The organism is Roseibium album, from assembly GCF_965233825.1.
Taxonomy (GTDB): domain Bacteria; phylum Pseudomonadota; class Alphaproteobacteria; order Rhizobiales; family Stappiaceae; genus Roseibium; species Roseibium album.
On the sequence record NZ_OZ247583.1, the window covers coordinates 3327647 to 3346058 of the forward strand.

Genomic DNA, 18412 nt, shown 5'->3' on the forward strand with positions numbered 1-18412 from the left:
GCACCGGGGCGTTGAGGCCATACGCACGGGTCATTGCCTGCACGCGATCGCCGGCGGTGTGAACACGTTGCTTCTTCCCGAAGCCTTCGTCGGATTTGCCAAGGCAGGCATGTTGTCGCCCGAGGGGCGATGCAAGCCGTTTTCCTCCCGGGCAGACGGATACGCCAGGGGAGAGGGGATCGGGCTTGTAATGCTGAAATCCCTGGCGGCTGCCGAGCGGGATGGTGACCGCATTCTGGCGGTTGTCCGGGCGAGCGCGGAAAACCATGGTGGCCATGCTGCCTCCCTGACGGCACCCAATCCCAAAGCGCAGGCAGATCTCATCCGGACCGCATATAGACGCTCAGGAATTGATCCGAGAACCGTCGGCTATGTCGAGGCACATGGCACGGGAACGCCGCTTGGAGATCCCATTGAAATAGAAGCCCTGACGGCAGCTTTTTCCGACCTTTCCAGAGAGGCCGAAGCTGACTACGGGGCTGCCCCAAGCCAACATTGCGCAATAGGTTCCGTCAAATCAAACATCGGCCATCTGGAACTTGCCGCCGGCATTGCCGGTTTGATCAAGGTACTGCTGCAACTTCGTCACGGCGAAATCGTCAAGTCTTTGAATTGCGGTGATCCCAACCCGTATTTGAAACTTGATGGGGGTCCGTTTCATCTGGCAGATCGCGCCGAAATCTGGAAGCCCGGTTTCACGGACAAGGGCGAAAATCTCCCGCGGCGGGCGGGTGTCAGCAGTTTCGGGTTCGGCGGAACGAATGCGCATGTCGTTCTTGAAGAATACCAACCTGCCATCTCGCCACCATCAGACTATAGAGTTGACGAACCCGAGCTGATCATCCTGTCGGCCAGGACAGAAGCCCAGTTGAAGGAAACCGCAGAACGGTTCATCCAGTTCCTGTCTTCTGGCAAAAACATACCTGAGCTTTCCGATATTGCCATCACGCTTCAGCAGGCCCGGGAAGCCATGGATTTCCGCCTCGGCTTCCTGGCGGGGAGCCATTCAGTCCTTCTGGAGCGGTTGCAGGCTTTCGTCGACGGGCGCAATACCGGAAAGCTTCATGCCGGGAACCTGAAGTCCGGCCGCAAGAGAACTTCGGTTCTGGAAAACGACGGCCCGCTGCGGGAGGCGGCGGCCGGGCTTGCCACGAGGGGTCGCGCGGATGATCTCCTGGCGCTTTGGGTCGATGGATTTGGTGTCGATTGGGCTACTGTTCGCAGAGGACGCCCAGGTGCCCGGGTGGCACTGCCGGGGTACCCTTTTTCCAGGACCCGCTATTGGATTGGTGAAACGCCGGGCCGTCAAAAGGCCTCCCTGCCGCACACCGCCTTCACTCATGCCATGGACGGCTCGGAATGCTACCTGCGCGATCATCAGGTCTATGGGTCCAAGATTTTGCCCGGTGTTTTTTCGCTCGAGCTTTTGAGCCGGTGTTTGGCAAACTCAACACGAGATGCAACAGCCTTTGAGCTGACAGGCCATACCTGGGTCGGAAGTGTCCCGGTGACCACGGGCAAGGTGGAGCTTGAAGTGTCGCTGCCGGATGGCGCGGTTGAGAACGCGCGTTATGTCATATCGGCGAAATCCGCCGACGGGGTGCAGCGGCATGCTGAAGGAGTTCTTCGCAAGCTGCTGTCCGTTTCCAGTCCGGCTCTGGACCTGCCTGCAGCACGAAGCATCGCGGCGGAGCCGGTTGATGTTGCTGAACTGTACCGGCAGTTTGAAGACCTTGGTCTGAACTATGGTCCCGCACACCGCGGGCTCAACCGGATTTGGCGTGGTGAAGACACGGCAGTCGCGCACCTGGAACTGCCCAGGGAAGCGGATACCGGCTTTGCCTTGCATCCTTCCATGCTTGACGGGGCTCTGCAAACCGTTCTTGCGCTGCAAGCAGATGCTTCAGGCAGCAATGAGCTTGCGCTGCCCTATTCCGTCCGGAGCACGAAAGTCTACGGTCCGACACACCCGGAGATGTGGGCCGTTGTTCGGAAACGAGATGCTTCTTTCGATATCAGCCTCTGCGATGATCTGGGCAATATCAAAGTCATTTTCGAAGGTTTTGTGACGCGTAGTCCGGCTTCCGCTGGTACCAGAGAAGGTGCTGACACCGCGTTCGGCGAACCCGCACAAGAGGCCGGCCGTCAGAAGCAGACGCTTGAAATCGTCACAAATATTGCCGCAAGAACGTTGGAGGTGGAACCGTCATCGCTGGATGTCGATACGGAGCTTGGCGACTTTGGTTTCGATTCCGTCAGCATGACTGGTTTTGCAACGCAAATTAACGCTGATCTCGGCCTTGAACTCAATCCGGCGGACTTCTTCGAATTCGCAACCCTTGCCAGATTGGCCGATCATATCTGTGACGGCCTCACCGATGAGCAGCTTGGTATGTCGCGGCCAGGTCAGCAAGAAGGGGCTGTTGCATCAGTACCCGGCAAGGCAAAGAAGTCCGGTGACGACGCATCCAAGGCGGCGCAAGTTTCATCCCTTCAGGCCGGTGATGACCCGATCGTGGTCGTTGGCCAAAGCTGCTGCTTCCCGATGGCTGAGGATGGTGATGCATTCTGGTCCAATCTTGTTGCCGGACGCGACTGCATATCGAGAATTCCAGCCGATCGCTGGTCGTGGCAGGCAGTCGATGGGAATCCGAGAGAAGAGCCGGGAAAAACCAATATTCATTGGGGCGGTTTCATCGATGGTGTTTACGAGTTCGATCCGCTCTTTTTCGGTATTTCGCCACGCGAAGCCAAATTGATGGATCCACAGCAGCGTCTGATGATGACGCATGCCTGGAAGGCGATTGAGGATGCAGGCCATTCGCCGCGCGGCCTAGCCGGGAAGAAAGTCGGGGTTTTTGTCGGCACTTCGTCCAGTGGCTACCGAGGTCAGATCGGTAGCCACGCGGGAGGCGAGGGATACGTCGCGACCGGCTCTGTGCCGTCCGTCGGTCCCAACCGGATCAGTTATTTTCTGGATTTGCACGGGCCGAGTGAACCCGTCGAGACAGCGTGTTCCAGTTCGCTCGTCGCACTGCACCGCGCGGTTCAGGCAATCAAGGCTGGTGATTGTGATATGGCGCTTGTCGGCGGGGTGAATACCATCCTCACACCGGAAGCTCATATCAACTTTGCCCGGGCTGGTATGTTGTCCGAGAACGGCCGTTGCAAGACGTTTTCTGCGGACGCAGATGGCTATGTCCGCGGCGAAGGCGTCGGCATGCTGTTTGTCCGCCGCTTGTCGGATGCTGAACGCGATCGTGATCCGATCTTGGCCATTATCCGGGGAACAGCGATCAATCATGGCGGCCATGCCAATTCTCTGACAGCGCCGAACACGAGTGCTCAGGCTGACCTTCTGAAGGCCGCCTATGAAAACGCTGGGGTGGATCCGCGAACTGTTGGCTATGTCGAAGCACATGGAACCGGAACCGCGCTTGGTGACCCGGTAGAAGTCAACGCTCTGAAATCCGCATTCCGGTCACCATCGGGACAAACGGAAATGCGGAATACCGGCCTCTGTGGGTTGGGGTCGGTCAAGACGAACATCGGCCATCTTGAGCTTGCGGCCGGGGTTGCCGGCGTGATCAAGGTGCTCAAGCAGATGGAGCACAGGACGCTGGCTCCTAGCCTGAACTGCAAGGAAATCAATCCCTACATCGATCTCGATGGCACTCCGTTCCGTGTCGTTCGAGCACGGGAAGAATGGACGCCACTTCCCGACGAGAGCGGTATCGAACAGCCGCTGCGTGCAGGCGTCAGCAGTTTTGGCTTTGGCGGCGTCAATGCCCATGCGATTCTGGAGGAGTACCGTCCTGCGGAAAATCGGCATCCTCTTCATCCAGAAAATGTCTCGTCGCAAATCATTGTGCTGTCGGCAAGAGATAAAACCCGGTTGAACGAAAGTGCGCAAGCTCTGTTGAGGCACCTTGATACCGGGCAAGTCCCTGATGATTGCCTTGCGGATCTCGCCTACACCTTGCAGGTCGGCCGGGCTGATATGGCAGTGCGTCTGGCAATTGTCTGCAGGCATTTGGATGATCTCCGGACGGACCTGTTGCGGTATCTGCGGGGTGAGGCAGCGGAAACAGTGTTCGCCGGTCCTGATAACTGGAGCCCGCCTCAAGGCGTTTTGCTTAGGCCTGGTGCCCACCCGGACGAAATTGCCCGGCATTGGATAGATGGTGGAGAAATAAACTGGAAGATCGTCAATCCCGGTTCACACCGACGGTTGAGATTGCCGACTTATTCCTTCGCCCGGGACATACTCCGGATCGAGACGGACAGCGCGGACGGTGATGGCCAGACCGGGAATGCCGATGCATCTGCCGCCAATATTGTCGAGGCAGATGCGTTTTACCTCAAGGATCATGTCGTGCGAGGCAACCGCATCTTGCCTGGAGCGATGAGTCTCGAGATTGCATGTCAGGCCGCGCTGGCAGCACCGGGTATTGCCCAAATACCGTTCGCTCTGACGGACGTGACGTGGCGTCGGCCGGTTGAACTCAACGCGGGTCAGAAAGCGCTCAAGGTCCTGTTTGGAGATCAGGAAACCGCGTCAGTGCCATTCAAGCTTGTGCCGGAAACCGGAGAGCCGGTCCCATATGTCACGGGTAAGGTCTCCGCTCTGCCGGCTGCCATCCAGCCTTCATCAGTTGACCTGAACAGTCTTCACGAGATTTGCCGGACAGCGCATGACCCGGATTGGCTTTATGCCTGTTACTCGGCTCTTGGTATCGATTATGGCCCCTCGCTCCGCGCGATTACGGAGTTGAGTACGGGAGGCAACGGCGTCCTTGTCCGGTTGCGTGTGCCGCGTGTGATCGCGGATCAGGAAGGTGATTTCCTGCTGCACCCCAGCATCCTCGATGCCGCTTTTCAGGCTGTTCTTGTTGCCTTTGCCAGTGATGGTGACGCGGGGCTCGCTCTGCCCTTCGCGATCGATAGATTGACGGTTTACGGCCCGACGGTTCCGGACATGTGGGCGCATCTGTCAGTTTTGCCGGCAGCAAGCGGCATTCGAAAACTGAACATTGATCTGCTCGGCGAGACGGGCAAAATCTGTGTCCGACTTGAGGGTTTTTCGCTGAAGGAGCTGAATGCTCCAGTCACGGAACGGCCATCTGCTGTTGCTCAAGCGACCGGGTCTGGCGCACCGGCAGGGATTGCTGCCGGGCAGTATTTTGCCGAATTGATCGCACGGGAAACAGAAGTTGAAATCTCGCTGATCTCATTGTCAGCACCTCTTGAGGATTACGGCATCGACTCGGTGCTGATTATGCGCCTGACGGACCTTCTTGAGCGCGATTTCGGGAAACTGCCCAAAACATTGTTCTTTGAGCACCAGTCTCTGGAAGAGTTGATCGGATACTTTCGTGAACATCACGGGCAACGGCTTGCGGAGATGTTTGGCGGAGAGGGGAACCAGCGGGATTTGGTCGCTTCGACGCCTGCGCTCCAGAACGTGGCGCCGAAGGGTGCGCGCTCCAACGACGCGATCGCGATAATTGGGCTCTGCGGTCGGTATCCGGGTGCCCGAACACCACAGGAGTTCTGGCAAAACCTTGCGGCGGGGCGTGATTGTATCACCGAGATTCCCGAAAACCGGTGGGATCACTCCGACCACTATGACCCCGAGCGAAAACCAGGGAAAACCACAAGCAGGTGGGGCGGTTTTATCGAGGGACATGATCGTTTCGATCCGATGTTTTTCAACATCGCTCCGCGCGAAGCGCAATTTATGGATCCCCAGGAGCGGCTGTTTCTTCAATGTGCCTGGGAAACACTTGAGGATGCGGGCTATACGCGGGCGTCTCTCACCGGCCATGCAAACGGTCTGACAGGCGCCGATGCCGGCGTTTTTGTCGGGGTCATGTGGGAGGAGTATCAGCTCTATGGCCGCGACATGGCCGCTGCCGGGCATCCGGTTGCACTGTCAGGCAACCCGGCTTCCATCGCAAACCGTGTCTCCTATTTTCTGAATTTCAACGGGCCAAGCCTTGCGCTCGACACCATGTGCTCGTCGTCCCTGACGGCTATCCATCTGGCCTGCGAAAGCTTGCGGTCTGGCGGATGCTCCGTGGCTCTTGCGGGCGGGGTCAATCTGACAACCCATCCCAACAAATACCTCGCACTGGCACAGGGACGTTTTCTGTCCAGCGAAGGTCGATGCGAAAGCTTCGGTGAGGGCGGTGACGGCTATGTCCCCGCAGAAGGCGTTGGAGCTGTCTTGCTCAAACCGCTGAGCCGGGCGGAAGCCGATGGTGATCGGATCTACGGTGTTATCTTAGGGTCAGCGCTCAACCATGGCGGCAAGACCAACGGCTATACCGTGCCCAATCTGTCCGCCCAGTCGGCCGTCATTCAAAAGGCGCTGTCGAATGCCGGCATAACCGCGCAAGAAGTCAGCTTCGTCGAGGCCCACGGCACTGGCACCAGTCTCGGCGATCCGATAGAAATAGAAGCTCTGACCCGCGTTTTTGGCGGGGTTTCGGACCGCTCCCGCCGATGTGCTATCGGCTCCGTGAAATCCAATATCGGACATGCGGAAAGCGCGGCGGGAATTGCAGGTCTAACCAAAGTGCTGCTGCAGTTTGAACACAAGCAGATCGTGCCCTCTTTGCACTCGGACCGTCTCAATCCTCATATTGATTTTGATGCCTCGCCCTTTCAAGTCCAGCAAAAGCTTGCAGCCTGGGAAACAGACTGGAATGAAGGAACTGGCAAGGCCAGGATCGCCAGTCTTTCCTCCTTTGGGGCCGGAGGTTCGAACGCCCATTTCGTGGTAGCGGAGTATGAGAAGGAAACGCAGCCCGTTTCGCCAATTGGTCCTGCGGTCTATCCGTTTTCTGCCCGGGACGCGGAACGTCTGTCCGTCCTTCTCTCCAGATTTCGAAACCACCTGAAACAGCTCGAAGACAATGACATGCCGTCTGTGGCCTATACGCTGCAGGAGGGGCGGGAAACTTTTGAGCAGCGTCTGGCGATTGTCGCCGATGATAGGGCTGATCTGGTGAACAAGCTGGATTGCTATCTGGCGGACGCTCCTGCGATCGAGGGAATTTTTCACAACGGCGCAAAGCGCCAAACGTGCGAAGGTGTTCCCCCAAATCGGTATTCCGAAACAGCTGACCGGTGGGTGCGTTTTGGTGATGTCGATTGGGCTGCGTTGAGGGTGGACCGGGACCCGTTACCAATCAGTCTTCCGACCTACCCGTTTGCGGAAGACTATTGCTGGCTGCCCGATACGGCGCCTCAAACCTTGACCCCGTCCGGACCATCGAAACACCGGGAAATGCTACCGTTGTTATTTGAACCGGTTTGGGCAGAGACCCCGCATCCCTCCGGAAGGAATGCCTCCGTTCAAAACCGCTACTGTGTGCTGTGCGGGGTGAGAACTTCCCACCCGTTGTTGGCTGATGAGTTGGAGCGGCGTGGTGTCACGGTTCTTAGCCTTGTAACCGAGGAGACTGAGCCGCATGCGGTATTTGAATCCTACGCGCTGCAGCTATTCACGTTTTTAAAGACACTGTCGGGAGGGCCGCTAAAAGCCACTCTTCAAGTCGTGGTGCCGACGGACAGGCATGGCAGTTTGTTGGAAGGCTTGTCCGGTTTACTGCGCTCCGCCGCTCTGGAAAACAAGGAATGGTCCTGTCAACTTGTCGGCACAGATACGTCTGCGGGCAATTTTGCGAACTGCTTGGAAGCTGATGCGCATACCGCCGGAACACAGTGTGAAATTCGGTATTTGTCAGGTTTGCGTTTCGTCCGCTCCTGGAATGAAATTCAGCCTGAAAAAACTGATGAGACCAGACCATGGAAAGACCGGGGCGTGTATCTGCTGACCGGTGGCGCAGGAGGTGTGGGTCTTCACATTGCCCGCGCAATTGCAGATGGGACCAAAGATCCGATCCTGTGGCTGACGGGGCGCTCCGCCCCTGACCAGGTGATCGAACAGCAGGTGCGCGATCTGGAAATGACGGGAGCGACAGTCCGTTACCGTCCGGTCGATATCACTGACAAGGCAGCGGTTTCGGCTCTGCTGGACGAAATTCGGAAATCCGATGGTGATCTGACCGGTGTCTTCCACGGAGCGGGGGTTACGAAGGACGGCTTGCTGAGTCGGAAGACAGAGACCACATTCAAAAGCGTTCTTGCTCCAAAGGTTGCCGGAGCAACAGTGCTCGACGAAGCTATCGGTTCCATGCCAATCGAGTTTTTTGTGTTGCTGGCCTCAGCGACCGGCGCTCTTGGAAATCCCGGCCAGACCGATTATGGCACGGCCAACGCGTTCCTTGATCGCTTTGCAGCCTGGCGCAATGTACAAGCGGAGGCGGGCTTGCGCCGGGGTCGGTCAGTTTCCATAGATTGGCCTTACTGGCGCGATGGCGGTATGCAGATGGACGCCAATACAATCCGGCTCATGGATCGCAGCGCCGGAGTCCGGCCATTGGAAACGGGACCGGCAATAGCGGCGCTCGATGTGATCGTGGCGTCTGTTGAACGGGAACAGGTCCTGGTTCTTGAAGGCGATCATGCCCGCTTGCGCGAGATGATGAGACCCGGAGACGGGTCATCCTCCGAGAAACCGGAAAGCACCATCTCAAAAGCAACAATGACCGGAACTTCCGCAAACGAAGCGGGAGCTTCCCGACGCATGGCAATTGTTGCTGCGATCAAGACAGCTTTTTCCAAGTGTCTCGGTATCCCGGAAGATCGGTTGGACGAGGAGAGCACAATCGACCGGTTCGGTGTGGACTCCGTGTCCGCGCTGGAGATCGTTGAGGCGATGGAGCGTGATTTTGGCCCGCTGTCGCAGACCATTCTGTTTGAGTTTCAAACCATCGGCCGTGTGGCAGACGAACTTCTCGGGCGAAGGGGAACCGCATTTGACGGAACGTCGGACAGCGCTGAGCTGTTGGCACCGCCGTTGAGAGAAAGCGCTTCTGAACGGGATGGTTCACCCAGGGATCGGGAGATCGCGATCATCGCGGTCGCCGGGCGTTTCCCGGGTGCGGAGACGATTGAGGGTTTCGCAGACCTTTTGCGCGAAGGCCGTGATTGTGTGACAGAGATCCCGGAGGACCGCGCACATCTTTTGAAACGATATTCTTCGTCCAAAGGAGAACCGGGCACCAGCTATTGCAAATGGGGAGCCTTCCTGGAAGGTGTCGACTGTTTCGATGCCGATTTCTTCGGTTATTCACCCCGCGCGGCGGATCTTGCGGATCCGCAGGAACGGCTGTTTCTGGAAACAGCCTGGCATCTTTTTGAGCGCGCTGGCCATACCCGGCCGCATCTGGCCGAACACTATGACAAGCGCGTCGGCGTTTTTGTCGGAGCCATGTACAACCAGTATCCGGGCCTGGCCGTCGAGGAAGATGCCAAGGCCCTGCTGGCTTTGAACTCGTATTCGGCGATCGCAAATAGGGTCTCTTTCTTTTTTGACCTCCAGGGGCCGAGTATCGCGCTGGACAGCATGTGCTCGTCAGGTCTTCAGGCCGTCCATCAGGCCTGCCAAAGCCTCAACGCCGGCGAATGCCAGTTGGCGCTTGCCGGTGGTGTCAATCTCACCATTCACCCTTTGAAATTCGAGGCCTTGAGCCGTGCCGGACTGGTTAGCTCTGATCCGCAGAAGCGGTCCCTTGGTGCAGGAGATGGATATCTACCTGCCGAAGGTGTGGGAGCCGTGCTGCTGAAACCGCTGGATCGTGCCTTGGCAGACCAGGACCAGGTGCTGGGTGTGATCAAGGGAGGTTTTGCAAATCATTCCGGCCATTCCGCCGGATACGCCGTCCCAAATGCCGACGCACAAGTCAAACTGCTTCAGGGGGCCTACGAGAGCGCCGGTATTGATCCGGATACGATTGACTACATCGAAGTTGCGGCAACCGGGTCCAACATGGGCGACAGGATTGAGCTGAGGGCTCTATCCAAAGTTTTCGCCGGACGTCCGGGGCACGAAAATGCCGTTGCCCTCGGGTCTGTGAAGACCAACATGGGCCATGCAGAAGCCGCTTCGGGTTTGGCCCAGTTGACAAAGGTGCTGCTGCAGTTTCAGCACCGCGAGTTGTTTCCGTCATTCGTCAAAGGAGGAGTTGAGGGCGTTTTTGACGGATTGCCGTTCAAGCCGCAGTTAAAGGGACAAGTCTGGGAAACCACCCGGGAAACGCCTCTCAGAGCTGCAATCAGCTCCTTTGGTGCCGGCGGTTCGAACGTTCATGTAATACTGGAAGAGGCTCCGGCCACTGTTCAGCATCATCCGGTTCCAGAGCCCCGCATCCGCCGTCCTTTCCCGGTATTTGCCCGCACCAGAGGCCAACTGGAGGAGGTTCGGAAAGAACTCGCCGGCTACCTTCGTTCTGCAAACAGTCTCTCGCTAGAGGCTCTTTCACGGACACTGTCCTTTGGCCGGGAAGCCCTTGACGCTGGCATCACTTATTCAGCGTCAAACATCGAGGAACTTATCGAAAAACTCGAAAGCCCGTTGCCGTCACAGCTACATGGAGAACCCGCCTCCGACGACGCTGTCGCTGTTTCAAGATCCGGACCCATGCTGGTCCTGCCAGGTTATCCGTTCGCGCGTGAACGTCACTGGCTGAAGTCCGAGGTGCAGGAACCCGATACAGGGACAATCAACGCGTCCCCTCCTTCCAGGACAGCGCAAAAAACAACTGCAGGCAAACGGCCGCGAGCTTTACAGGTCATCTGCAGCACTCTGGCACGCGAGCTGGGGGTGGCTGCCGCCGATATTGAAAGTGATGCGAGTTTTGCAGCTCTTGGCGTGGATTCAATGGCCCGCTTGCGGCTTGGTTACGCGCTGGAGAAAGAACTTGGTGTGGTTCTTCAAAATGATGATTTGGACTGGGAGCAGACACCGTCTCAGTTGGCCGCAATTGTCGAGACATTTCCACCTGGTGAAGCAAACACACCCTCGATCGATCACCTGCCAGGCAGGGCAGGACCGTATTATGTACCTCTGGGTGAGGCGCAAAAGGGGCTCTGGGTTTACCAGTCACTATATCCCGGAAGCTCAGACTACAATGTTCCAATGGCCTTCAAATGCACCTCGGCGGACAGGCAGGCCCTGCAGCAGGCGGTCGATTGGCTGGTCTTGCGCTATCCAATCCTGGCAACCAGGGTTGTTCTTGACGGCGAGACAGCAGCCCTGACCGCAATGTCAGGCAGCATCGAGGTCCAGCCGATCACGCTTTCGAAAGAGATCGAAACAGAGGCTTGTCTGAAACAGCGAGCTGCCATTCCGTTTGACCTCGACAAAGGTGTTTTCCGCGTTGAGCATGCGGCAGGCGGAAAGCTGGACCGTCAGGACAGTATTTTTCTGATCACGGCGCACCACATAATAACCGATGGGCTCACATCTGAGATTTTGGCGCGGGACTTTTGGAGTGCCTATGCCCATTTCGCTTACGGTGAATCAGCGCCTGAGGCAAAAAGCGATTTGTCAGCCGATTATGCCGACTTTGCCGAGTGGGAGGCCGGTTTCATTCGCTCGCAAAAAGGCCAGGAACAGAAATCATATTGGCTGGACATGCTCAAGGGGCCGCTACCACGGTTGCAATGGCCCATTGCCGACAAAGTCAGACATCAAGAAACCGGTGCCAGCGAGAGCCTGGTGGTGAGGTTGTCTGACGATCTCGCCGGCAGACTGGACCAACGCGCCAGAGAGCGGCGTGTTAGCGCGAGTTCTGTCTATCTGTCCGCATTCGCGTCAATTCTTTACAAATACACCGGCCAACAGGACCTTGTGATCGGTATCCCGGCCCTTCGCCGCCCAATGCGGCGATTTGCGGAAACAGTCGGTTACTGTGCCAACATCGTCGCCCTGCGGTTGGCCATCGATCCTGGTCAAACGGACGCTGAATTCGCAGACTTTGTCGACAGGGAACTCGCAGCCGGACTTGCCAAGAGCGAGTATCCATTTGCTGAAGTCGCCCGTGAGACTGGCGGTACCGAGACCGGTGAACCACCCTATGAGGTGACCTTCGCCTACCAGGGGTTCGGCGATCATTTGCGCGAACACTCTGTATTTGCCCGCGGCGAAGTTGAGTTGATGCCCGAGATACGGCAGACGGGCGGTTCGGTGTTCGGAATAGAAATTCAAAAGACTGGCGGCAATGTTCGCCTGGTTGCCAACTTTGATAGCAACCTTTTCCGGTCCGACACAGTGGCGCTGATGCTGCAGCACTATCAGGAGATGTTGGAATTTATGGCGGGGGGCAGCGGGCTTTCCCTTTCGAAAATGTCGGTTCTGACCGCTGCCGAAGAAGACAGGGCGCTGCATCACTGGAACCGGTCGGGCAGGGCGGCGGTTGCCGAAACACCCATCCATGAATTGATCCTGAATCAGGCCAAAAGGACACCTGGCGCCGTCGCGATTTCAGGGAATGGCACTAACCTGTCCTACAAGAAGTTGATTGCCAGAAGCCACGAGATTGCAAGATCGCTTGAAAGTTTCTCGCTCAAACGCGGCGACCGCATCGCTGTCCTGCTGGGACGCGAGAGCGACGGAATTGCAACGTTGATGGCTGCCATGAGCGTCGGTGCTGTTTGGGTGCCGATCGACCCGGACCTGCCTAAGGAACGCGTTGCCTTCATTTTGAAGGACGCGGGTGCCTTGGCAGTGGTTTCTAAAGGCGACTGGGTCAAGAAGCTGAGAGATCTTCCAAACCCGCCCAGGCACGTTCTGGATCTTGAGAATCGACGGAGCAGCCTAAAAAGCCGTTTCACCCGGTTGTCTGTCCGAAACGTCAAGCCGGACGATCCCGCCTATATCATCTACACCTCAGGTTCCACGGGCCGGCCGAAGGGTGTAATTGTTTCACACAAGGCATTGTCCGCGCACTGCCAGATCATTGGCGAAGAATACGGCTTGTCTCCACGAGATGTGGTGCTGCAGTTCGCTTCCACCTCCGTCGACACTGCACTGGAGCAAATACTGCCGATCCTGACCGTGGGCGGGCGTCTGGAACTGCACCCCAAGGATCTTCAGTCACCCGGGGCATTTTTGACATTTCTGAAAAAGGCAGGCGTAACGGTGGCGGACCTGCCTCCTGTTTATCTCAGTGAACTCCTGAGATCCTGGACAATGAACGATGAGGACCTGACGGCACTGCCATTGAGGCTGCTTGTCGTTGGCGGCGAAGCCTTTACACCTGATCTGCTGAGCCGTTGGAAAGCCTGCGATCTGCCCGACCGGCGTCTGATCAACGCCTATGGGCCAACCGAGGCGACGATCACTGCTCTTGTCTATAACGTGAAGGCCGATGGTTTTGAGGGAAGCGTTCCGATCGGACGGCCTCTGCCTGGCACAGAAATCTATATCCTTGACCAAGACGGCAATCCGGTGCCCGACGGCATCATTGGAGAATTGCACATTGGCGGAGACCGGCTGGCGGACGGATATCACAACCAACCGGACCTGACCGCCGAAAAGTTTTGCATGTACAGCCTCAACAAGAGAACGATCAGGTTGTACAGCACCGGGGACCTCGCATCTTTCCGACCCCACAGTGGAGGGCTTGTCGAGTTTCACGGCCGTGTTGATGATCAGGTGAAGGTGCGGGGACACCGGATCGAGCTTGGAGAAGTGGAAGCTGCAATTTCGGCAAACGGAATTGCCGAAGTGGCGGTTGTCCTGGAAAGCAATTCGGCGGGCGACAGGGTTCTGACAGCTTATGTCGGTTCGGTTGATGATCGAGTTCAATCAGCTGAGTTGAAAAAGAATGTTACTGAAATGCTCCCGGCCTACATGGTGCCGGTCGAGTGGGTCATTGTTGAGGGATTGCCCAAGACGGTGAGCGGCAAGGTTGATCGCAAATCATTGGCAGAATTGAAGAAGACACGCCGCCGGAACATGGGCGAACCAGGGGCGCGCACGCACGGTTGGCATGAAAGCCGGCTGGTTGAAATCTGGAATGAGGTGCTCGGCAAAGACCTTGCCACGAGCCAGCTTGGTGCTGATGACGATTTCGGAGAGGCAGGCGGTAACAGTCTGCTGACCATTCGGCTCTTGAGCCGTATTCAAGAGGTTTTTGGAACGGAGCTGTCGGTTACCGATCTGGCAAGGGCCAATACGATATCGGGCCAGGCCAGGCTGCTTCAGGACAAGAATGAGGAAGGAGCAATTGAAAATCCGGGTCCGATTGTGGTGCCCTCAGGACAAGGGACTTTGCTTGTAAAACTGAAAAATGCCGCCCTGAGCGACAATGCAAAGCAAGAAAAACCGCTTTTCCTTTTGCATGCAGCGGCCGGAACCTTGGGCTTTTATCAGCCACTGGTGGATGCCTGGACCATGGATACGCCCCTTTATGGACTGCGTGCCAATGGACTGAGGCCCGGCGAGGATTGCAAGCCGCAAAGCGTAGAGGCACTGGCATCAGGTTGTTGCGAGGAAATTCGCAAGGTGCAACCTGATGGGCCATACCGCCTGTGCGGCTGGTCGTTTGGCGGTATCGTCGCTTTCGAAACGGCGCGGCAGCTTTCCGAAAACGGGCAGGAAGTCAGCTTTCTGGGGCTGGTCGACAGTTATGCGCCCGATGATTTGCGGGCTTTCGAACAGACTGAAGGGCTTGAGGAAGCCGGTTTTGAAAAAGCGTGTGAAAGAGTGTTTCTGAGAGATTTGTTCGCAGCGGATGTGGAGATTGAGCCGGATCAGGATGTTGTCGAACAGGCACTCGGGTTCCCTCAGTTTGAATTGATGTTCCCGGGAGGCACGGCGGAGGATCTGCACCGGTTGTTTGCCGTCTATTCGGCGAACTACAAGGCAGCTCTCGAATACGTCCCCGAGCGGACGGATGTATCGATCCATCTGGTTCGGGCGACAGAGGGAGCCGACGGCGATTACCTGGACGGCTGGTCTGCACTGACGAGCGCAAAGGTTCAGTTGCATCGCGTTGATGCCAACCACTTCTCGGTCATCCACAGACCTGAGTTGAAGGAATGGCTTTCAGGCCGGCTTGGCACGCAGCAGAAACCCTGATGGACCACCCTGTTCCGATTGCCTTGTTTTATCTGCGTACAGGCTCGACAGAGGAGAGGAAATCGAAACGGACGTAAGGCTTTACAATCGCCGCTGGACAAGATGCTTCTTCACTGGAAAGCCGGGCAGCTTGTTCGTATAGTCCAGTTTCTCGCAGTCTCGCGTGGGGTGAGCAAGCCGTATGGCTTACGAAGATGAATATGATGACTACGAAGAAGAGCTAAGAAGTGACCGTCGGCGGCGTCTTCAGCTTTACCTTCTGATAATGCTGCTGGCTTGCGGCATTGGTCTCGGGGTTTTGTGGAACAGGATTGTCATCACGGTGCAGTCCGGTGAGGCTGGCGTGCTGTATCGTTGGCTTTCCGGCACGGAATTGTCGCGGATCTACGGTGAGGGACTTCATATCATCTGGCCGTGGAACAAGATGAACATCTACAATGTCCGGCTGCAGACCAAAGAGCGCAATTACACGATGTTGACCAGAGACGGTCTTCCGGTCGATCTGCAAATCGCAGTGCGCTATCAGCCTGATGTACGTCTTTTGCCTTTGTTGCACGTAACTGTTGGCCCGGACTATCTGGAAAAAATCGTATTCCCGGAAACCGAAGCCGTCCTGCGCCGATCAGTCGGCCAGTACACGCCTGAACAGGTCTACACATCCAAACGCGGATTTCTTGAAACAGTCGTAATTCGAAGTCTGACGAGTGTCGAAGACCGTTACGTTATCGTCGATGATGTTCTCGTTCGGAATGTCGAACTGCCGGCGGCTGTGCGGTTGGCCATCGAAAACAAACTGACCCTGTCTGAACAGGAAAAGGCCTACACCTATCGCCTTCAGATCGAGCAGAAGGAAGCGGAACGCAAGGTTATCGAGGCAGAAGGCATCAAGAAATACCAGAACATTGTCAAACAAAGCCTGACGGAGGATCTGCTGCGCTGGCAAGGGGTTCAGGCAACCAAGGATCTGGCCTCGTCTCCGAATTCCAAGACAGTTGTCATCGGTTCCGGCAAGGATGGTTTACCGCTGATTCTGGGCAGTGACCGATAGATCCGATGGTGGAGCGCGGCGACGAAACGGATACAAATGAACCGGCGGGGCGGCCTTGGTTCAAAGGCTTTCTGATTGTCACCGGTGTTGTTGCGTTTATGGCCGTACTCGTTGCAGGCATCGGCATGATGACCCCGCAGCCCCGCATTCTAAAGGAGTGGTTCCCTGGAATTGCAGGTCTTTGGCAGGACGACTTCAAAGGGTACCGCGTCGTTGCCGTTTATGCCGAAGACCGGGAGGAACAGAGCTTCATCAATGGCGCACAGATGGGGGTCGATGAAATCAATGCGAGCAAGGAGCAGGTTCTGGGAGAAGAATTGGTACTGCAGCTTGCCATGGAAAGAGGCGTTACAACCAAGACCGCGTTGGAAACAGTCGTTCAGACAACAATGAGCCTGTCCGATCGGATTGCCCGGAAAAAAGACCTGATTGGTGTCATCGGCCACGAATGGTCAGATACAGCTATAACCGCAAGCTCGATCTACTCTCGCAATGAAATTCTTTATCTGGCGACCCACGCGACCGCGACATCGCTGACCAATCATGGCTTTGAAACGGTCTTTGCACTTCAGCCGAACAATGCAACCAACGCCGATGTGATTGCCAGTTACGCCCTGTCCAATGGCCTGGAGCGAATCCTCGTTTTTTCTGACAAGAGCGACTATGGCAAAGAATGTGCAAACTTCTTCACCGAGGCAATGACAAACGCTGGAGCCAATATTGTCTATCGGGGGTTTTTGTCGGGAACACAGCGGTCAACCGACGAGCTTCTGATGTTCGTCCTCGACAATGAACTTTTCAAACGCACTGATTTCGATGCAATTTTCATCGTTTCATCATCTGTCGACGAAACTTCAAACTTCATCAAGCGGGCGCGCTTCCTTGGGCTGGATTTGCCGATTCTGGGGATGGAGTACATCTTTTCCGCAACAATTGAGCGTAAAGTTGGCAAGGAAGACATGAAGGACACCATTGGCGTGTCCCTTTACGACCGGGACAGTCTTTCGAAGACGGGGCAGACATTCATCGAGGAATATCAGACGCGATATGGGCATCTGCCGGATTTGAACGCAGCGCTGGGTTATGACGCCGTCACGCTCCTTCGGAACGCGGTCAAGCGCGCCGATACGTTGGATGCACAGAAGATCTCGGATACACTGAAGGTCGCACGCTACAAGGAGCAGTTTGTGGGCGTGACCGGACCATTGGTATTTGATCGCAAGGGCGCCATCACCGATACTCAGGTATTTGTCGTTCGGCACAATGGCGAAGAGTTCCACACCGTGGCAAAGTTCCAGGTGCCGCTTAACATTCGGAATTCAGATACCGGAACCGGTGACGCAACAGACACTCAGTCCGGCGAGGACGATGGAAAACCGGCTTCATCCGCCAAGGAGACGAAACGCCAATGACCATATTCATCAATCCATGGATTTTTCTGATTTGGGTGGTTGCTGCTTGGATAATCGGGATATTGGGCCGTGATACGCGTTTTGGTTTTGTGGGAAACTTCCTGATCGCATTCGTCTTCAGTCCGGTCGTCGGCATTCTCGTGCTGCTTGCCGCAGAGCGCGCAAAGAGTCCCTTGGCTGTCCGGAAGCGAAAGGGCCGCCGTATTATCTGATCTTCAGGCTTTGACCGGTTGAACACGCCAAACAAACAAGCCGCCCTGAATTATCAAGGCGGCTTGTCGCAAACTTGTAAGTCGTCAGTTCGTGGTCAGGACGCTGCTTCCTCGGAAGCTTCAGATTCCGGCTTGACTTTGTCTTTCGCCCTACGGGCCAGATCCTTGCCTCTTTCGAACTGCTCCTTGTAGAAATCCCGCATCTTGCTGGCGTCGAAGTCCATAAGGGTACCGCCCTCTTCATAGTGCTTGACGATGGACCGGCCAACCGCATATGTCGCGCCGCCGGCAACGACAGGCAGGGAGACCATGCCAACCATCCAGCCAATGCCGGGGATAATTTTGGTCGCGCTTGCCGCAACAACGTATCCGGCCCCATACCCGAGTACACCACCGGCCAAAGCGTAAACCACCTTGCGGCCCAGCTTTTCAGAAAACGGCTTTTCATAGAGACGGGAGAGCTTCTGGATCATGCGAAGCTGAATGGCGACAACAGCAGCGATGTCAAAGAAGGCGACTGGAACAATACTCGCCGCGACAGAGGCGATCACGTAGTCCTTTATTAGATTGTCAGCCGTCAAATCCCGGGTGACATCAAACTCCTGATCTTCCTGAAGGTCTTCAACGTCAGTCTCCGCGACTTCGGGTTCTTCCGATTCGCTTGCGGTACTCTTGCTCGCCATAGAAATCTCCTGAAATCAGCTTTGGCCGAAGAGTTTCCCCATCGTCCGGCTGGAATGAA

5 protein-coding genes (1 of these 5 only partly in view) are annotated in these 18412 nt (G+C 56.4%); 4 read left to right on the plus strand and 1 reads right to left on the minus strand.

Annotated elements, in window-relative coordinates; genetic code table 11:
- The 4 genes from ACO6TI_RS15220 to ACO6TI_RS15235 form a co-directional block, all read left to right on the plus strand.
- Positions 1-14998, plus strand: partial view of an amino acid adenylation domain-containing protein gene (locus tag ACO6TI_RS15220; protein WP_422385230.1) — the 3' portion only. The gene continues 5540 nt to the left of window position 1, outside the view; the window shows 14998 of its 20538 coding nt (coding positions 5541-20538); its start codon lies off the left edge, out of view; its stop codon occupies positions 14996-14998.
- 181 nt (positions 14999-15179) lie between these two features.
- Positions 15180-16046, plus strand: a complete 867-nt coding sequence (locus ACO6TI_RS15225; protein ID WP_051644563.1) for a prohibitin family protein — start codon at positions 15180-15182, stop codon at positions 16044-16046.
- 5 nt (positions 16047-16051) lie between these two features.
- Positions 16052-17458, plus strand: a complete 1407-nt coding sequence (locus ACO6TI_RS15230) for an ABC transporter substrate-binding protein (RefSeq protein WP_422385231.1) — start codon at positions 16052-16054, stop codon at positions 17456-17458.
- Positions 17455-17670, plus strand: coding sequence for a hypothetical protein (locus ACO6TI_RS15235; RefSeq protein ID WP_055112040.1), 216 nt, complete (start codon positions 17455-17457; stop codon positions 17668-17670). Before ACO6TI_RS15230 ends, ACO6TI_RS15235 begins: the two co-directional genes overlap by 4 nt.
- Positions 17671-17765: 95 nt before the next feature.
- Here ACO6TI_RS15235 and ACO6TI_RS15240 read toward each other — a convergent pair whose 3' ends face one another.
- Positions 17766-18353, minus strand: a complete 588-nt coding sequence (locus ACO6TI_RS15240) for a YcjF family protein (protein ID WP_055112043.1) — start codon at positions 18351-18353, stop codon at positions 17766-17768.
- Positions 18354-18412: the final 59 nt, after the last annotated feature.